At 53.1% G+C, this 16,380-nt stretch carries 16 protein-coding genes; 4 read left to right on the forward strand and 12 right to left on the reverse strand.

Annotated elements, in window-relative coordinates; all coding sequences use genetic code 11:
- Positions 1–290: 290 nt before the first annotated feature.
- Positions 291–809, reverse strand: a complete 519-nt coding sequence (gene msrA, locus C173_RS22300) for a peptide-methionine (S)-S-oxide reductase MsrA (protein ID WP_036728665.1) — start codon at positions 807–809, stop codon at positions 291–293.
- Positions 810–1,172: 363 nt separating this feature from the next.
- On the opposite strand from msrA, the gene C173_RS22305 reads away from it, so the two are divergent.
- On the forward strand, positions 1,173–1,730 hold the full coding sequence (locus C173_RS22305) for a TetR/AcrR family transcriptional regulator (protein ID WP_036728667.1): 558 nt from the start codon (positions 1,173–1,175) through the stop codon (positions 1,728–1,730).
- 180 nt (positions 1,731–1,910) lie between these two features.
- Here C173_RS22305 and C173_RS22310 read toward each other — a convergent pair whose 3' ends face one another.
- From C173_RS22310 to C173_RS22325, 4 genes are read right to left on the reverse strand one after another with little or no spacing between them, the layout of a single operon-like run.
- Entirely contained in the window at positions 1,911–2,927 is a 1,017-nt protein-coding gene (locus C173_RS22310; RefSeq protein ID WP_036728670.1) for a Gfo/Idh/MocA family protein, read from the reverse strand.
- Between the two features lie 38 nt (positions 2,928–2,965).
- Complete coding sequence (locus tag C173_RS22315; RefSeq protein WP_036728672.1) at positions 2,966–4,054, reverse strand: Gfo/Idh/MocA family protein; 1,089 nt, start codon at positions 4,052–4,054, stop codon at positions 2,966–2,968.
- Positions 4,051–4,827, reverse strand: coding sequence for a sugar phosphate isomerase/epimerase family protein (locus C173_RS22320; protein ID WP_036728674.1), 777 nt, complete (start codon positions 4,825–4,827; stop codon positions 4,051–4,053). The genes C173_RS22315 and C173_RS22320 overlap by 4 nt, the downstream gene beginning before the upstream one ends.
- Positions 4,828–4,880: 53 nt before the next feature.
- The gene (locus tag C173_RS22325) at positions 4,881–6,044 is read right to left on the reverse strand and encodes a Gfo/Idh/MocA family protein (RefSeq protein WP_036728677.1); all 1,164 of its coding nucleotides are present in this window, start codon (positions 6,042–6,044) and stop codon (positions 4,881–4,883) included.
- Positions 6,045–6,202: 158 nt separating this feature from the next.
- On the opposite strand from C173_RS22325, the gene C173_RS22330 reads away from it, so the two are divergent.
- Positions 6,203–7,036 (forward strand): AraC family transcriptional regulator, encoded by an 834-nt coding sequence (locus tag C173_RS22330; RefSeq protein WP_327196478.1) that lies wholly within the window; start codon positions 6,203–6,205, stop codon positions 7,034–7,036.
- Positions 7,037–7,347: 311 nt separating this feature from the next.
- Here the strand turns inward: C173_RS22330 and uxaC are convergent, their stop codons facing one another.
- Entirely contained in the window at positions 7,348–8,757 is a 1,410-nt protein-coding gene (gene uxaC, locus C173_RS22335) for a glucuronate isomerase (RefSeq protein WP_036728679.1), read from the reverse strand.
- Positions 8,758–8,911: 154 nt separating this feature from the next.
- Here uxaC and C173_RS22340 point away from each other — a divergent pair, with 154 nt between their 5' ends.
- Positions 8,912–9,604 carry a GntR family transcriptional regulator gene (locus tag C173_RS22340; protein WP_036728682.1) on the forward strand — a complete coding sequence of 231 codons (693 nt, stop codon included), beginning with the start codon at positions 8,912–8,914 and terminating at the stop codon, positions 9,602–9,604.
- 48 nt (positions 9,605–9,652) lie between these two features.
- On the forward strand, positions 9,653–10,507 hold the full coding sequence (locus C173_RS22345) for an SDR family oxidoreductase (protein WP_036728684.1): 855 nt from the start codon (positions 9,653–9,655) through the stop codon (positions 10,505–10,507).
- Between the two features lie 66 nt (positions 10,508–10,573).
- Here C173_RS22345 and C173_RS22350 read toward each other — a convergent pair whose 3' ends face one another.
- The 6 genes from C173_RS22350 to C173_RS22375 all read right to left on the reverse strand — a co-directional run bounded on the left by C173_RS22350 (position 10,574) and on the right by C173_RS22375 (position 16,227).
- Entirely contained in the window at positions 10,574–11,263 is a 690-nt protein-coding gene (locus C173_RS22350) for an ABC transporter ATP-binding protein (RefSeq protein WP_036728687.1), read from the reverse strand.
- Positions 11,260–12,384, reverse strand: coding sequence for an ABC transporter permease (locus tag C173_RS22355; RefSeq protein ID WP_036728689.1), 1,125 nt, complete (start codon positions 12,382–12,384; stop codon positions 11,260–11,262). Before C173_RS22355 ends, C173_RS22350 begins: the two co-directional genes overlap by 4 nt.
- 282 nt (positions 12,385–12,666) lie before the next feature.
- Positions 12,667–14,055, reverse strand: a complete 1,389-nt coding sequence (locus C173_RS22360; protein ID WP_036728692.1) for a sensor histidine kinase — start codon at positions 14,053–14,055, stop codon at positions 12,667–12,669.
- Positions 14,052–14,729 (reverse strand): response regulator transcription factor, encoded by a 678-nt coding sequence (locus C173_RS22365; protein WP_036728695.1) that lies wholly within the window; start codon positions 14,727–14,729, stop codon positions 14,052–14,054. The genes C173_RS22360 and C173_RS22365 overlap by 4 nt, the downstream gene beginning before the upstream one ends.
- A 109-nt stretch (positions 14,730–14,838) precedes the next feature.
- On the reverse strand, positions 14,839–15,657 hold the full coding sequence (locus C173_RS22370; RefSeq protein WP_036728697.1) for an SDR family oxidoreductase: 819 nt from the start codon (positions 15,655–15,657) through the stop codon (positions 14,839–14,841).
- Positions 15,658–15,780: 123 nt separating this feature from the next.
- Entirely contained in the window at positions 15,781–16,227 is a 447-nt protein-coding gene (locus C173_RS22375) for a MarR family winged helix-turn-helix transcriptional regulator (protein ID WP_036728699.1), read from the reverse strand.
- Positions 16,228–16,380: the final 153 nt, after the last annotated feature.

Here is a 16,380-nt window from a genome sequence, read left to right on the forward strand (position 1 = left end):
ATCTTTATTTCGCTGAGCTGCTTATTCTATCCCCTGTTCCCTCCTCTCTCTTCCCTCTTCCCGCCTGCATCAGAACCAGAATTACCAATGCTTGTATCCGTTTACAAATATGATTATAGTTGCACAATCGGCAATTGAGTAGGCACGGAATTTCGGATTTAGGTTCCCATATTTTGGTTTTTGGCATAATGATCTATAGCTTAACCCACAGGATGCTGCGAAAATAGTAAAAAGCCTGCAATTCCCAGATGCCGGGTAATCACAGGCTTTGTCTAACGGATATTCACGAATCACTTGTGCCAGTGCTGCGAAATAAAGGTATCCCGTCCGGATTGCTCACGGTCCTCTTTATAATGCTTTGGATTCTTCTTATGATAGTCCTGATGATAGTCTTCTGCCGGATAGAATACCGGCGCAGGCAGAATCTCCGTCACCACCGGGAGCTCGAATCTGCCGCTGACTGCCACCTGCTCCCGGGAAGCAAGTGCAGCCAGCCGCTGCTCTTCCGTATAATAGAATACCGCCGTGCGGTACTGCGTTCCCCGGTCCTGAAACTGTCCACCGTCATCCGTCGGGTCAATCTGCGGCCAGAATAGCGCAAGCAGGCGTTCATAAGGGAACAATTCAGGGTCATAAGTGATCTGCACTACCTCATAGTGACCGGTTGTACCGGTCTTCACCTGCTCATAAGTAGGGTTCTCTACCGTACCTCCGGCGTAACCTGATACGATTCCGTGAATACCGGGAAGCTCTTCGAACGGTGTAACCATACACCAGAAGCAGCCTCCGGCAAACATTGCCTGTTCCATAACCACACTCCCACTCCCTGTCTCTCTTCTGCTGACTCTAGGTAAACCCTGTACTGAAGATAAAGCCTAACGATCTGAAAGTCAATTTGATCGCTAGTACTGATTGCCCTTAGATAAACTTAAGAAATAGAATATTTATTCTATTGATAGTTCAGAAAGAGAATAATTAAACTTTAAGTGTGTTCGGAATGGAAATTCCTTTTTGCAGAATAATGACTAAAATATAGCTTTCCTATTGTCTAATTCACCACAAAATCTATCTTTTTGATACTTGGAAGTGGAATACAAATTCTGTTAATTGACAATTCCTTGCAGGGGTTGTACTATTTTATAGAATGATTTTTCCGCTAGTGAGGTGTAATGATGGGTAAACGCGATGATATTCTTCAGGCAACCCTTGATTTAATTACTGAAGAAGGCTTACAATCTGTTACTTTTGCCAAAATATTTAAGAGGGCCAATGTAGGCTCCAGCACATTCTATCATTATTTCGAGAACAAGGAGCAGCTGGTCAATGAGTTGTACCATAAAGTCCGCATACATAAAAATGAGTTCGTCATGAACGGCTATGATCCCGGCTTAACCATCTATGAGCGTGTGAAGAGCCTTCTGAAGAATACGGCCAACTATTCGCTTCAATACCCCAAAGAGGTTGATTTCACAGAGAACTATTGCTCCTCGCCCTATATTTCCGAGGACTTGCGGAACACGCTGGCCCCCTCAACCTTAGAGATATTCTCCATCATTGAAGAAGGCCAGCGGCAGGGAATCATCCGGGAAATGAATGTCTGTCTGTGCTATCAGCTGATCTACGGGATATTAATTGCTGTCATCAAAGGATACCTGGACGGAAAATATCCGCTTAACGAGCAGCAGATTCAGCAGACCATTGAAGCCTGCTGGCTTGCGATTAAGCTGTAGCAGCTAACACAAGTGGAAACGGCTTTGCCGTCCTTTTAAAGGACGGTACCGTTTCAGCGAGAAATAGAAGGATAAGTTATCGTGTGAAACATATAACTTCTATATTTCAAATAAGGCCGTCCCTGAAGCAGAACTCTGCCTAAGAGACAGCCTATTCCGGCATCAGCCGGTTGATGAATGCTAGACCTGAGGGACCAGATTCCGGCTGCCCGAGGACTTGTAGATCTCTGCAATCAGCGTGAGCGCTTTGATGCCCTCAGCACCGTCAATCCAGAACCTGCGGCCTTCACGGATGTGGGCGTAGAAATCATGAATTAACCGTGAGTGCCCGGTGCCCCAGTACGATTTTCCGCCGCTGCTGATGCTCTGCGGCTCGCAGAGCATCGTCTCCTGACCATCCTTCCACAGATACAGGCTGTCCCGGCGCTGCTGCAGGGTCCCTTGCTCGAAGACCAGCTCCAGCTCCACCGGCGAATTGGCCTGATACGCATTGGTTCCATAGAAGAGCCCGCGCGCCTTGTTTTTGAAGTCGATACACGCATGTGCGCTGTCCTCGACCTCAATGACATCGTTCAACACATCGGTGCTGACACTGCCTTTCACGGCAGCGATGTCACCGCCGAACCATTGCAGCAGATCCAGGGTATGGATAGCCTGATTGATCAATACCCCTCCACCTTCCGTAGCCCAGCGGCCTCTCCAGGGACTGTTCGTGTAGTACTCCTCAGTCCGGGTCCAGGTTACCAGACCCTTCATACAGAGGAGATTGCCCAGGCTGCCGGAATTGATTACTTGTCTGATCCGCACTGAAGGTTCATTATAACGGTTCTGGAACACTACACCCAGCTGACCCGCTGCATGCTCCGCCGCCTCCTGCATCAAGAGGGCCGAAGGTACATCCAGCGCCATGGGCTTCTCGGTTAACACATGCTTGCCGGCCTTCAGCAGCTCTACCGCCATTCCGGCATGCAGATGATGCGGCGTGCAGAGATGGACAATGCCGATATCTGCACGCTCCAGCAGCTCCCTGTAATCCGTCAGGCCTTCACATTCGTAATCCTGAGCAGACTGTGCTGCCTGAACAGGATCACTGTCCACCACGGCTACCAGCCGCGCATTCTGGATGGAAGCAATGGCTCTGGCATGCAGCGGGGCAATCGCCCCGCAGCCGATAATCGCTGCTCCATTGGTATTCATCTTAACCACCTTCCGATCTTCTGATAGCTGTAATGCAACTATTTGAGCGTATCCGGGGTCAGATTCACCGCTTGACGCTGCGCCTCCAGACACAGCTCAGCAGCCTTGAACGCATGCTCCTGCGTCATCGCCTTCTCCGTCCGTTCCAGGCAGTCCAGAATCAGCTCACCGAAGAACGGGAACCCGATCTTCCCGGCCACATGCTCATAATGCTCTCCCTCGCCGTCTACCCAGTAGACATGGTCCGGTGTGCTGGAGCGGCCGATATCGCTGTATTTGCGCAGTTCAATATAGCCTTCCGTGCCGAGAATGATCGTCCGGCCATCGCCCCAGGTTCCGAGTCCTGACGGAGTGAACCAGTCCACGCGAAAATACTGCGTAGCCCCGTTATCCCCAACCAGCGTAGCATCCCCGTAATCCTCCAGCTCCGGGTAAGCCGGATTGTTGTAGTTGGCGACCTTACTGTGCAGTACCTTGGCATCACGGCAGCCCGCGTAGAAGAGGAACTGTTCAATCTGATGGCTGCCGATGTCACAGAGAATGCCGCCGTATTTGTCACGCTGGAAGAACCATTCCGGCCGGCTGGGTGCATTTAACCGGTGCGGCCCCAGTCCCATCACCTGAAGCACACGGCCAATCGCCCCCTGCTGCACCAGCTGACCGGCATAGACAGCGCTCTCTACATGCAGTCTTTCACTGTAGTATGTCATGTATTTCCGCCCCGTCTGTTCCACTTGAAGGCGTGCTGCCGCGAGCTGGTCCAGAGAAGTAAACGGAGATTTGTCCGTGAAATAATCCTTCCCGTGTGCCATCACCCGCAGACCGAGCGGACCGCGCTCCGAAGGAACGGCCGCTGCTGCTACGAGCCGGACCTCAGGATCTTCAAGAATCTCTTCAGCAGAGCGTGCGGCTTTGACGCCGGGATACTTGTTCAGGAATACTTTTACCTTCTCGGGGTCAGGATCGTATACCCACTTCAGCTCGGCTCCCGCCTCCACCAGCCCGTTGCACATCCCGTAGATATGCCCATGATCCAGTGCCAGCGCAGCAATTACGAATTCACCCGGTCCCACGACAGGCTTCGCCTCATGTACCGGAGCATACATCATTCCATCCTTGCGGCTCATGCTTGCACCTCCAATCTGGAGTGCAGATGCCGGAGGCTGATCTCCAGGCTCTCGAACAGATCACGCTGGCACACATCCTGCTCCACGATATGCCATTCCACCCCCGTCTTGCGGCAGGCATCAATAATCGCTCCATAGTTCATATTGCCTTCGCCGATCTCGGCAAACACTGCCTTACGGTTCAGAATAGTCATATCCTTGAAATGCACGGCCTGCATTCTGCCTTCCACCTTGTGAATCCACTCTACAGGATCTCCGCCCCCCGCCTGAACCCAGTACAGATCCAGCTCGAACCCGAAGACCTCCGGATCACTGTCCTGCAGCAGCACATCCATACCGGTCAGACCGTCAAAACGTTCAAATTCAAAATCATGATTATGATAAACGAATTGCAGGCCATACTCTTCCTTAAGTGTACGTGCAATGCCGGAAGCCAGCTTGGCGAAGGTGCGGTAGCCCTCCTGGCTGGTCTGATATTCCGCAGGCAGCGAGCCAAGACCGATGTATTTGCAGTCCCACAGCTTATGTTCGGCGGCGAGTGCATCCAAATCATTCACCAGCCGGTCCCAGGGAACGTGTGTCGCACATATTTTCAGATTAAATTCATCGGCATATTCCTTCACCAGCCTAGGGTCCATGGGACCGATCCCGGAGATCTGGATAGCCTGGTACCCGATGCTGCTCACCTTCCGCATGCTCTCCCGCAAGGCTTCCGGCGTCTGGGTATATTCACGCAGGGTATACATTTGGGCGGCAATCGTTGAACGGTTCATTGTATTCATCCACTCCTAGATAAGTTTAATTGGCGTAAGAGAGTAAAGTTAATCTAGTGGGTACCCGATACATCAAGGGCTTTCTGGCTGACCGGAGCTTTCTGAAAAGTCGAATTCTCCACCTGCTCCATCAGCTTCTCATAGAACAGCTCGCTGTCGATCGGCAGGTCCACCCAGTTGTCGGTCCACGCAGACAGATACATGGCATTGGACAGGGTCAGCCCGTGAATGCCCTCTTCCCCCGGAGCCAGCAGCGGCTCATCATGCAGAATCGCATTGGTGAAGTTGCGCAGAATCCCCTTATGCTGCTCTCCATTCCCGGCTTCCACGGGAATCTCGCATTTCCAGCATTCCGGCGCTCCGAAGCCCCCGGTATATTCCGCATTGAACTTCGGCTCAGGGGTGCGAAGGCGGAAGAAGGTCAGCGTGCCGTCTTCGATGACGATTTTACCGTTGTCGCCTGTAATCTCGAACCGGTTCGTCCCCGGTGCTTCCCCTGTAGTCGTGATGAACAGCCCGGTTGCGCCATTCTCATACTCCACATAAGCGGTCACATCATCCTCAACCTCAATATTCCGGTACTTCCCGAACTGGCAAAAAGCGCGTACCCGCTTAGGCATCATTCCGGTAGTCCACTGCCAGAGATCAAGCTGGTGCGGGTCCTGGTTCAGCAGCACTCCGCCGCCTTCCCCGCCCCAGGTCGCCCGCCAGCCGCCGGAATCATAGTAGCTCTGAGAGCGGTACCAATTGGTGATAATCCAGTTCGTGCGCCGGATCTCTCCCAGCTCCCCGGACTGAATCAATTCTCTCAGCTTCTGATAGAGCGGATTCGTCCGCTGGTTATACATAATGCCGAATTTGCGGTCAGACTTCGCTGCGGCGTCATTCATTTCCTGTACTGCCTTCGTATAGACACCGGCAGGCTTCTCGATCAGAACATGCAGTCCATAGCCCAGCGCTTCAATCGCCAGTGGCGGATGATCATAATGCGGGGTGGCAATCATCACCGCATCAATGATCCCGGACTTGAACAGCTCCTCCGGCGACAGAAAGCGCTGCACATGATCCGGCAAATGCTCCTCTGCCCATTCCAGCCGCTCAGGGCTGATGTCGCAGACGGCCGTTAGCTCGGCCCCCTTAATATCACTCAGCAGACTCTGTGCATGGGTCCGACCCATACCCCCAACGCCAATAATTCCATAACGTACCTTATCCATCTCCCATTCCCTTCCTGAAACAGTTTATGTTATGAGGATAACCCTATTTGCCGGTGGTGAACATGACTGTAATTAAGGTATATTTGTATAATAATAAGATGTATTGGATAAATGGAAGCGTTATAATAGATTTATATCCTTAATGGAGGAGCCCTGACATGAATATGATTGCGAACGGAAATTTGACCGGACGCCTGCTGCACAACCTGACGGTTACCGTTACCCATGCCCAGTTAACCAGCAGATATCCGGGATGGAACCGGACGAATGAGACCCCTGCCTTCAACCGGCTGTATTATATTGATTCCGGCGAAGGCAAGGTGATTATCAACGGAGTAGCGTACTATCCGAGACCCGGACAGCTGATGATTATGCCCGCAGGTTCCACCCAGACCACGGATACTTCACGTGATGATCCTTATACACGCTACTATTGCCACTTCGATGCGCAGATTGGGGAATGGCCGCTGTTTCATTCGGCGAATAAGCTCTACATCTGTGATGTGCCTGATCCGGAGGCTACCCGGACGATGTTCGCGGAGATGATTGAATGGTTCCAGGATACCGGCTTCCTCGCTACCCTGCGGACGCAGGCCGCGCTGCTTACGCTGCTGTCCCTCTGTCTGGAATCGGGGGGCTATAGCAATTTCCTTGACGATCTGACACATACGAGCGACCAGGGCAAGCTGGCGAATGTGCTGGGCTACATCGATCAACGGTTAATGCGGCCGCTGACGGTCGAGGAGCTGGCAGAGCGGGTCCATCTGCACCCGAACTATTTCATTCCCTATTTCAAGAAGTTCATCGGCGTTCCGCCGATGCAGTACGTCCAGCTGAAACGGATGGAGCTCGCCAAGAGGCAGCTCTCCTACACCGATTTCAGCATCTCCAGTATCGCCGAGCAGGTCGGCATGGAGCTGGCCCACTTCTCTAAGGTGTTCAAGAAGTCGACCGGCGTATCCCCGTCTGCTTACCGGAGCAGTACGCGGTAGAATGCACCGGAAGGTGCCAGAACAAATACGCACCAGCACAATGTATGCTGTTTTCCGCATACATTCGGGCCACGCGCCTGCGTACCACTTATCCACAACAGAGGAAAATCATAGTTTCCTCAAGAAACAAAAAATCAGCATGCCTCTTTAAGAAGCCTGCTGATTTTTTGAAAATATAAGAATTTATAGGTTTCACGCTATGAATTATCCTTCTATTTCTTGCCGAAACGGTACCGTCCTTTAAAAGGACGGCAAAGCCGTTTCCACTTGTGCTTTTCCAACCCATGAATGGTATGCTGCGCTCCTGCTCTCTACTTGATCCCGAAATACGCATCCGCATTGTTGTAGCATATATTCTCAATGGTCCGGCCGATCAAGGCATAGTCTCGCGGCAGGTCCCCCTCTTCCATCCACGTGCCGAACAGGTTGCAGAGAATGCGCCGGAAGTATTCATGACGCGTGAAGGAGAGGAAGCTTCTGGAGTCAGTCAGCATGCCGACAAAAGGGCTGATCAGGCCGATGCTGGAGAGCGCCTTCAATTGCTGCAGCATACCCTCCTTCTGATCATGGAACCACCAGCCGGAACCCATCTGCACCTTGCCCTTGATGCCATCGCCCTGGAAGTTACCGATTGCGGTGGCGATCATCTCGTATTGCGAAGGGTTCAGCGTATAGACGATGGTCTTCGGCAGCTGTCCGCTGGCATCCAGCTCATTCAGCAGCGCGTTGAGACTGCGGGCCATATTGAAATCCAGAATCGAATCGAAGCCGCTGTCCTTGCCGATGGCACTGAACATCCGTGCGTTGTTGTTGCGCAGCGCTCCGATATGCAGCTGCATGCTCCAGCCCCGCTCATGATAGAGCCGGCCTAATTTGATCAGCGTATGGCTCTGGAACTTCTGCTCCTCCTGCGGGCTGATCTCTTCCCCTTTGAAGGCCCGGGCGAATATGTAAGCCGCTTCATGCTCTGTAGACTGGGCATGCGGCAGCTCACCGAAGGCCTGATCCGACAGCCGGCAGGCATGCTGATGGAAATAATCGATCCGCGCGGTCACAGCCTGGAGGAATCCCGAGTAATCGTGGATCTCAATACCGCTCGCCTCACCAAGCAGGCCCACGTATCCGGTGAATCCTTCATCACGGATATTCAGCACCCGGTCCGGTCTGAAGGTTGGGGCAACCACCGTCTGAAGCACTTTGTCCTTCTTAATCTGAATGTGATGCTCCAGTGAATCAATGGGATCATCCGTTGTGCAGACCACATCGACATTGAGTTTTTTGAGAATCCCCTGCGTAGTCAGTTCATCTCCCTGGAGCTGCTCATTGCAGCGTTCCCACACACTGTCCGCAGTCTCCCCGGAGAGCAGCTCGTCGATCCCGAAGTAGCGCTTCAACTCCAGATGAGTCCAGTGGTAGAGCGGATTGCCCACCATCTCAGGCAGGGAACGCGCCCAGACCATGAACTTGTCCTTGTCCGGCGCATTCCCGGTAATGAGCTGTTCGTCAACGCCCAGCCAGCGGAGCGCCCGCCACTTGTAATGGTCCCCAGATAAGGCGAGATCAGCGATATTGCGGAACCTGCGGTTACTGCTGATCTCCTGCGGGTTCAGATGACTGTGGAAATCGTAAATCGGCATTGCAGCGGCATAATCGTGATACAGTCTCTGTGCACTTGGACTTAACAGCAGCCAGTCGTCATGAATAAAAGATGAGGTACTCATATTGTTCTCCAGCCTCTCGTGTATGATATTGACGGGCCACGGATACCGTCCTGAAGCAGACGGCAGACGCTTCTGCCCGTAAGCACTACCATACTACCATACAAGTATGGTAGTATGGTAGTGCTTACACAATCAATAACAGGAGGGTTACACGATGGAATATACTATCGGTACACAAGCACTCTCCACAAGGGACATCGTGTATCGTTCACTGAAGAATCAGATTCTGCTGCTGGAGCTGCCGCCCGGAACCGGGATTTCGGAGAAGGAGATTTCGCTGAAGTTCAGTGTCAGCCGCACTCCGGTCCGTGAGGCTTTTGTACGTCTGGCCCAGGAGGGCCTGCTTGCCGTATACCCCCAGCGGGGAACGGTGGTCTCCCTGATTGATTCCGAGCTCGTGGAAGAAGCCCGCTTCATGCGCGAGCATCTGGAGCGGGCAGTCATCCGGGAATCGTGCAGCGCCTTCCAGGCCAGGAATCTTATCGATCTGAAGGCTAATCTGGACAAGCAGAAGCTCTGCATCGAGGATCAGGACTATAAGGAAATGTTCATGCTGGACGAAGAGTTCCATCATGTGATTTTTATGGGCTGCAATAAAAAGAATACCTGGGAGGTCATCCAGCAGATCAAGGTTCATCTGAACCGCAGCCGGATGCTCAAGCTCACGGCAGATCACAACTGGGAGCATCTGTACCGGCAGCATTATGGTCTATATGAAGCCATTGAGCAGCATAATATTCAGCAAGGGGATCAGATTATGCAGGAGCATATGGCCCTGACGATCGCCGACCAGGAGATGCTGATGGAGAAATATCCGCAATATTATAAACAAAGATCCGCAGACTGATATAACCTGACGCAAGATCATACTTTCACCAAGAAGGGTTGGATCACTATGTCCGAGTTGGCATTACAGCCTGCATTGGCAGGCAAGACCGCTTTAATTACCGGAGGAGCCGGAGCCCTCTGCAGCGCTATGGCGCTGGAATTGGCCCGTCAAGGCATGAAGGTCGCCATCCTGAACCGTACGGAGGCCAAAGGGGCAGCTCTGGCTGCACAGATCACTTCCGGCGGCGGCCAGTCCCTGGCTTTGGCCTGCGATGTTATGGATGCCGGGAGTGTCCGGCAGGCTGCGGAAGAGATCCACAAGCAGTGGGGTCCCTGCGACTTGTTGATCAATGGAGCCGGGGGCAATCAGCCTTCGGCGATTACCACCAAGGAGACCTTAGAGCCGGGAGACCTTGAAAACCCCGATGTCGTCTCCTTCTTCGATCTGTCCGTGAGCGGGTTTCGAACGGTTCTTGACCTCAATCTGACCGGAACATTAATTCCAACTCAAATCTTCGCCAAGCAGATGCTCGGACGCCCCGGAGCAGCGGTGATCAACATCTCCTCCATGAGCGCCGCATCGCCACTCACCAAGGTTCCGGCTTACAGTGCGGCCAAGGCAGGCATCAACAACTTCACACAGTGGCTTGCGGTTCATCTGGCAGAGTCCGGCATACGGGTGAATGCCATCGCCCCCGGCTTCTTCGTCACTGCACAGAATGAACAGCTGCTGAAGAACCCGAACGGTGAACTGACCGAACGTTCACTCAAAATCATCTCCCAGACCCCGATGCGCCGCTTCGGCACACCAGAGGATCTGCTCGGCACCTTGCTCTGGCTGGCCGATGAGCGCATGTCCGGGTTCGTAACCGGGGTAACCATCCCCGTAGACGGCGGGTTTATGGCCTACTCGGGCGTGTGAAGGCATTCTGCAGCGGGAAACCGGCATTCAAAAAAACTGAACCCCGTCCCCAGGGTTCAGTTCCAATTAATTAAGGCTATGCGCTTCAACCAGCACGCCATCCTCCAGATGCAGCACCCGGTCGCACCAGTCCAGCATTCGTTCGTCATGAGTAACCATTACAGCAGCCTTGCCTTCGCTCCGCACCTCGTCGGCTATCATCCGTACCACTTCCCGGCCACGGCTGTAATCCAGGCTGGCTGTAGGCTCGTCTGCGAACAGAATGGCCGGCTTGTTCATCCACGCCCGGGCAATCGCCACCCGCTGCTTCTCGCCCCCGGACAGCTGTTCGGGGTAATGGTTGCGGCGTTCCCAGATCTCCAGACGCTTCAGCAGATAGGCGGCACGCACCTTCGCTTCCTTCGGGCTGAGCTTAGCCAGCTTCGCTACATAAAGCAGCTGCTCCTCTACCTTCAGGAACGGCAGCAGCTGCGCACTTTGGAACATGAAGCCGATTTTTTTCAGCCGCAGCTCCGTCAATTCCCCCTTGTCCTTGTCACGCAGCGATTCACCGTCGAGCAGGATCTCTCCGCTGGTGGGCGTAAGCAGCGCACCGGCTGCGGAGAGAAATGTGCTTTTCCCGGAGCCAGATGGCCCCAGTACTGCTATGAATTCGCCTTCGTTCACCGTAAGGTCCAGATGGTTCAAAACTGTCATCGCCCCGTCCCCATCCCCGTAAGTCTTGGTTACCTGCTTCATCACTAATTTCGCACTCATGCTCCAGTCCTCCCTATCGCTTCCAAGGCATCCACCTTAGCTACTCTTGCTACCGAAATTAACGAGCCCAGCAGGGACATCCCTATGAACAGCAGACTGGTCATCGCCATCGTCTGTCCGTCCAGCTCAAACGGCATCGTGTCGGGCAGGCCCATATTCATCCCAAGCGTAAGCAATATGCCCAGCACCAGACTGGCGACAGACAGCAGCATCACTTGACCGATTACACTCCAGGCCAGATAGGACATCTTGGTCCCCATCGCCTTCAGGATACCGAATTGGCTGGTCTTCTGGATCGTAATGACATAGAAGAATACAGCAAGAACTACTGCGGCAATCACGAACAGGAACACAATCATCATCAGCAGCGAATTCTGCTCGGCGGAGTAACCGGGAACACTGGCGATCGCCTGTTTTTGCGTAATTACCTCTACGGACTGTAGCTGATCTGCAATCTGCCCAGCTTGAGCCGCCGTTACATCCAGCGCGATTACATTGTACGGGGCATTGGCCTTGCCTGAACCTCCGCCTCCCTGAACCGTTCCTTGCTTCATCGCCTGCCAGTCCAGCTGATTGATATAGACCACCGGAGTATGGCTGTAGGAGCTGTCCTTCACGAAGCCGGTAACCGTCCAGCTCATGCCGGAAGCCTGATCACGGATCGTACTGCCAATGGTAACGCCAGACTGTTCCAGCTTGGAGTCTGCAATCGCGCTGCCTTGAACCTCATTGGTGAATCCGGCGCCTTCCGTTACTTCAGGAGCCAGCATGCCCGTCATATCTACGGCAAAAAAAGTAATATCCGCCTTAACATCCGCACCGGCAGCTGTAATTGTACTGGTCTGTACCCCCAGCGGAGTCGCGTTCGCCTCTCCGGCTACTGACCGGGCAGCCGCAAGCTCCGTATCCGTTAACTGTGAACGCCTGAAGGTATGATCCGCATCGCTCTGCACGGCAAAGTAATTGGCGGGCATATTTTTCAGCGCCGAAATGTTGGCATAAGCAAGACCTCTAGCCAGGCCGGTGACGAACAGCACCAGGAACGAGACCAGCAGCATAATCACCATAATGAGACTGTAGCGTGCTTTGGAGTGCCTCATCTCCCGTATTGCCAAGAACATATAACCACTCCTTCTAATCTGTATATCCACAGTTTAGAGAGTGAAGATGAACGGAGTATGAATAGAGAATTACACTATATAGATTGAACTAAAGGGTTTTATGTTTTGGGAATGCCGTGACTCCAGAGAAGTTTTGGACTTCCGGCCGCTGCCCAATTTGAATTTCCTGATTGAACCGCTCTTCGCGGTAGAAATCCAAATACAAAGGCGGTCGCTACCGCTCCTCCAGTTCCAAAATTCCCCTCCGCCACTTTTCCCTTAACTATAAATTATTAGTTCAACCTATATAGTGTCAGGGTGGCAGGGCAGAGTGACAGTGAACGTAGTTCCTTCTCCTACTGTGCTCGTCACCTCGATGGTTCCGCCATGCGCCTGGACGATCTTTTGGGCAATGGCCAGCCCCAGACCGCTGCTGCCCGGCTCACGGGATCGCGACTGATCCACCTTGTAGAACCGGTCGAAGATCATCGGCAGCTGCTCCGCCAGAATACCCGCCCCGTTGTCGGTCACTGTTACAATACATTGCTGGCCCTCCACATGGGCTGCGATACTGAGGGTCCCGCCCGCCGGGGTGTATTTGATCGCATTCGTCACCAGATTCATCCACACCTGATAGAGCAGATTGGAATCGCCCGTAAGCCGGATTTCTCCGGCATGCAGCCGTACCGCCAGCTCCTTCTCCGTAAGATGCCACTCCATAATCTGAATCACCTGCCGCAGCTGGGCGCGCAGATCGAAGCTTCTTTTTTGCAGAGCATGCTCGTCATAATCCAGCGAAGACAAGGTGAGCAGTTGTGTACTGAGCATGGACAACCGCCGGCTCTCATCCCCGATAATGGACAGATACTCCAGACGCTGGGCTTCTGGCAGAGTACCGTCCTGGAGCGCATGGGCGAAGCCCTGAATAGAGGTTAGCGGCGACTCAATCTCATGCGAGACATTGGCGACAAACTCCTGTCTTGCCCGGTTTGTGCGTTCCAGCTCACGGCTCATCGTCATGAAGTGGGAAGCCAGTTGGCCGATCTCGTCGCGGCGTGCGGTGTAGAGCTTAATGTCGTAGCGCCCTTTGGAGATTAGGAGCGTGGCCTCGGTTAACCGGGTGATCGGTCGCACCACATGAAATACAGTAATCAGCATGAACCACAGGCTTAGCAGAATAATGACCCCGATAATCACGACAAAAAAGATCCGCAGCTCCCCGAACTGCACCTGGGCATCCGGACGCATGAACAAGGCATAGGTCTCCCCGTTAATATGGACCGGCACCCCAATGGAATTGCTGAGCTGGTTATCGAAGAACCCTGTCACGAACAGCTGGCCGGGGAAATTACCCACCCCATGGTAAATCTCCCCGGCCAGCACACTGCGCAGCGCTTCCTCCTTGAGGTCATTTTTGCGGAATGGCAGGCCGTAGAAGCGTTCCTCTCCATCGGCATTGACCAGATACATTTTGTACCCCAGGGAAGCCGTACTCAGGAGATATTCTTCCACAGCATCCGGGTGATCCTCAATGAACTGCTGCAAACCTATGGCCATCCGGGTCAGCTTAGCATCATTCTTCGGCTTGACCTGGGACTGGTAATACAGGTTGGAGACCAGAAATCCCAGCACACTGCTGATCATAATCACCGAGCAGAAGATGATACTCATCCGTACATAGAGCGATCTCATGAGTTCACCATGTCCACTTTGTAGCCAATTCCCCGGACCGTGCGGATGATAAAATCATTCTGGTATTCACTGAACCGCTGACGCAGGCGCTTGATATGCACATCCACCGTCCGCTCGTCCCCTTCGTAGTCCGCTCCCCAGACCAGCTCAATCAGCTCACCACGCGTGAACAGGCGTCCCGGATATTGGGCCAGCTGGGCCAGCAGTTCGAATTCCTTCACCGGCAGCAGCAGCACCTCTGTCCCGTCACTGATCTCGTAATTCTTACGGTCGATCACCAGCGAATTCAGGCGAATCCGGTCATCTGAAGCGATGGAATAACGGCGGAACAAGGCCTTGATGCGAAAGATCAGCTCCTCCGGTTCAAAAGGCTTGGTCACATAATCATCCGTCCCGTGCAGATAACCCTGCTCCTTATCACTGAGCTGCTGACGGGCCGTCAGCAGAATGACGGGAATGTCATAGTTCTCCCTTATGTATGCACACAGCTCCAATCCGTCCATATGCGGCATCATCACATCCACCACCGCCAGATCGACCGTCTGCTCCTTCATGCGTGCCGCCGCTTCCAGCCCGTCTCCGGCTTCTATCGCTTGATATCCTTCTCTGGTAAGAACATGCCGCAGCAGCGTGCGGATATGAACATCATCGTCGGCTACCAGTATCTTTTTCAACTTACATACGCTCCCTCCGGCTTGCCTGATCAATGTCATCATACTAGCAACAAACCCTGCTCAAAACAATAGGACTCCAAACCAACAAGCTCACTTAGGTCAGTACGTCCTACACTATAAAAGGCAGAATGCTGTCCCGCAAGGGGGTGACCGGTCTGCCCATAAGCCGCTCCAAATCCCCGGAGGTGGAAGCCGTATCCAGCTTGCTCATAAAAGCATAGATCCAGTGCTGAATTCCGTCATCCTGACGGTGCACCACCGGCTTGCCGGCAACCTCTGTCAGAACTTCGGCCAGATCGCCAAAATCCCAGGTCTGCGGAGCGGTCAATTCATAGATCCGGTTGCCTGCTCCCTCTTCGGCCAGCACAGCAGCAGCAGCCAATGCAAGATCCCGTCGGCCTACCGAGTTAAACTTCCATTCTCCCGGTGCCGTCACCAGCTCTCCGCTGGAGAGGGCTTCCTTCAGCCCCAGCACCCCTACGAAATCAATATAAAGAGCATTGCGCAAAAAGGTATATTCCAGCCCGGACTCTATAATCGCCTGTTCCGTCAATGTATGCACATTATCCGGCTTGCTCTGATCTGTTCTCCGCCCTGAGAATGCAAAACCAGTATATAGGATATGCCTCACACCGCTTCGTTTGGCCGCATCAATCACCCGCTTATGCTGGGACAGACGAACATTATCATCCGTATGCGAGCTGGAGATCAGCAGGAGCCGGGAAATCCCGCGAAAAGCTTCATTCAGTGTTTCCGGCAGATCATAATCCACCTTGCGGACTTCAATTCCCTGCTCCCGGATAAAAGGAGCTTGCTCCGCACTTCTTACTCCGGCAATGATTTGCCCTACAGGGATGCGGCTACGCAGATTCTCCAGAATCAGACTTCCCAGTTGCCCATTTGCTCCCGTAATCAATATTGTCGTCATAGGCGATAACACCCTTTCCTTATTGGAATCAGATTTCTTCAAATATCCACCGGCATATTCCAGCTGCTATATATAATCTCTGTCTGCGGGCAGCCTCCCGGCATGCGGAACATTCCACACCTTCTATCCTCTGCTCAGCTTATTCAGCAGCTCCAGCAGCTGCTGCAGCTCCGGCTCATCCAGCCGGTTCATTACCGCCGCAACTGCTTCCCGGTTCCCCGGCAGCTGTTCCATCAGGAGTCGTTTACCTGCTCCGGTCAGCGAAATGACTGTCTTACGGCCATCCTGTGCGTGAGCCGCCCGTGTAATATAGCCATCCTTCTCCAGCGGAGTCAGCAGCAGGCTGATGTTGGCTTTGGTTACCGCGATTCGCTCAGCAAGCAGTGAGGGCAGAATCGATCCCCCGTGCTTCGCAATCTCAACCAGTACGCGGATTCTTGCCCCGTTCAGCCCCTGCGCCTGCCAGTATTTCTCGGAGACGGCCACAGTGCCCGCTGTCGCTCCCACCAAGGCGAAAAAAACCTCATTTTCAAGCGGCAGCTCAAGCACAATCTTTTGCAAATCATCCATTAGCAGTCGTCAACTCCATTTAGTTAATAGCTTAACTATTTCTACAGATAGATTAGCGGATTCCGGCAGGAATGTCAAAAGAAAATGAATAACTCCTCCATAACCCGAAAAAAAACCCCCTATCTTCCCTAAGGAAGGTAGAGGGTTCAATCC

The organism is Paenibacillus sp. FSL R7-277 (assembly GCF_000517965.1).
Classification (GTDB): domain Bacteria; phylum Bacillota; class Bacilli; order Paenibacillales; family Paenibacillaceae; genus Paenibacillus_AQ; species Paenibacillus_AQ silagei.